The sequence below is a fragment of the Psychrobacter sp. Ps6 genome (genome assembly GCF_022129235.1).
Taxonomy (GTDB): Bacteria; Pseudomonadota; Gammaproteobacteria; order Pseudomonadales; family Moraxellaceae; genus Psychrobacter.
This window is the reverse complement of the sequence record NZ_JADQAI010000065.1, coordinates 1-2373: the sequence shown is the minus strand read 5'-3', so window position 1 is coordinate 2373 and position 2373 is coordinate 1. Positions and strand designations below refer to the sequence as shown.

1 protein-coding gene is annotated in these 2373 nt (G+C 29.1%); it reads left to right on the top strand.

The features are described from left to right. Positions 1-298 precede the first annotated feature (298 nt). Positions 299-2284 carry an LTA synthase family protein gene (locus tag I3255_RS13750; protein WP_238039312.1) on the top strand — a complete coding sequence of 662 codons (1986 nt, stop codon included), beginning with the start codon at positions 299-301 and terminating at the stop codon, positions 2282-2284. The last annotated feature ends 89 nt before the right edge of the window (positions 2285-2373 follow it).

Genomic DNA, 2373 nt, shown 5'->3' with positions numbered 1-2373 from the left:
CTTTACTGATTATTGGCAGTGTTACTTCACTTCATCATCAGTTGAAGTGGTTTAAGGAATAACATATTTTTATACACATTACATGAGAGGGCTTTAGTTAAAGACAAAGGCCCTCTCTTTTAGAAAAAATACGTTTAAACCATACTTACAAGCTATTGAATCTCCAACAATAAATAAAGTCCGCAATATACGTTACAACCTAGATTATAAATTATCATCTTAATATTGATCGTATTTCATCTATTTTTCACATAGCAAAAATTAACTTATGTCATTAAGTCAATTTTTGTGTAGTTATATGATTATGATTGAGTATCTAAAAGATGAACTAGGACTATTTTTCTCATTGATTTCTTTTTTCACATTAATAATGTCTATTTTTATTATCTCTAGATTTTTTTTATTGATTTGGAAAAAAAAGAGAGTTGATGAAGCTAGCGGCTGGTTAAAAATTATAATATCTGGAGTTAGAATGGATATTGTTACCTGCTGCTATATAATCATATTCCCAATATTTTTAATTTCTATATCTTCCAATATCTATACCGTAACCATTATAAAATATTATTTTATTTTCATATTATGGCTTGTTGTGTATATGGAATTAACAACACCTAGTTTTATAAATGAATACGATGTTAGACCTAATCGATATTTTATTGAATATTTAAAATATCCTAAAGAAGTATTTAGCATGTTATTTAAAGGTTATAAGCTTGAACTTTCATTGTCTTTAATGATATCAATATTAACATTAATACTTGGATGGAAATTTATTAATTTTATTTTTCTTTCTTTTAACCCAATGAATTTATATTTCAGTATTCCTGTTGGGTTAGTATTAATCTCACTATGTGTATTAGGTGCACGATCAACGTTAGGTCATAGAGGAATAAATCCATCAATGGTTTCATTTTCTCATGATTGTTTAATGAATGATCTCATATTAAATTCTACTTACAGTATTGCTTATGCTATGAAGTTGTTAAAGAAATCAGATAATAAAAACGTATCATACCCCAAAATACCTCTAGATGAGGTAATTAAAGAACTGCAAAAAACAAGTTATCTTGATATTGAAAAATTCAAACATCAATCACTACCAACTCTTGCGTATCATAAAGCATCAAATACAAGTAAAAGAAAAAATATTGTTATTTTATTACAAGAAAGCTTAGGAGCTCAATTCGTTGGCGGTTTAGGAGGTTTACCTCTTACCCCTAACTTAGATAAGTTAATGAATGAGAGCTGGAATTTTACCCAAATGTATGCAACTGGAACTCGGTCTATTCGAGGTATTGAAGCGGTAACTACAGGTTTTTTTCCTACCTCTTCTGATGCCGTAGTTAAACGAGTAAAAAGCCAAAATAATTTTTATTCGTTAGCTCAAACTTTAAAAAATGAAGGATATCATACCCAATTCATTTATGGGGGTGAAAGCCACTTCGATAATATGAAAGGTTTCTTACTTGGAAATGGCGTAGTTGATATTCAAGAACTTAAAGATTTTATTAATCCTGAATTTGTTGGATCTTGGGGGGCTTGTGATGAAGATTTATATTCTCACGCTCATAATCAATTTACTCAACTTCATCAACAAGAGAAAAACTTTTTCTCTCTTGTATTCACTACAACTAACCATTCTCCGTATGAATTTCCAGATTCAAAAATTGAACTCTACCAAGAACCTAAAGCTTGTAGAGAAAACACTGTAAAATATTCAGATTATGCATTAGGAGAGTTCATAAAAAAAGCAAAAGAATCAGCCTACTGGGATGATACTATTTTTGTTATTGTTGCTGATCATGACTCTCGAGTTTATGGTAATAAAGCAGTTCCTATTGAACGTTTTAGGATACCAACAGTATTTTTTGGTGCAAATATAAAAATGAGAAAAGATACGAGGGTTTCAAGTCAAATTGATATTCCACCAACATTATTATCATTAGCAGGAATAAGTTGTTATCACCCTATGTTAGGAAATGATCTGAGCAATGAGGACATAAATGGTCGAGCAATCATGCAATATAATCAGAATTTTGCTTATATGAATAGTGATTATCATACTGTAATATTTCGTCCTGAATGTAATCCTGAATCATATATATACGATCATTATGAAGAAAGACTAGAACCTACCAGTGAAAATAGAACTATAACTAAAATTGCTAATTCTCATGCTTTATGGGGTAATATTTGTTATAAGAATGATTATTATAAATGGTCAGAAATTAAAAACATCATAAAAAATAATGAAAACGATGAATATAAGCTACTTATATAGTATATAGACTGTTTTAAGCTTAAATTTACATAATAAACGGCCAATTCAATCCAAATTGGCCGTTTCTCTATATCTATTTAATTCAATTA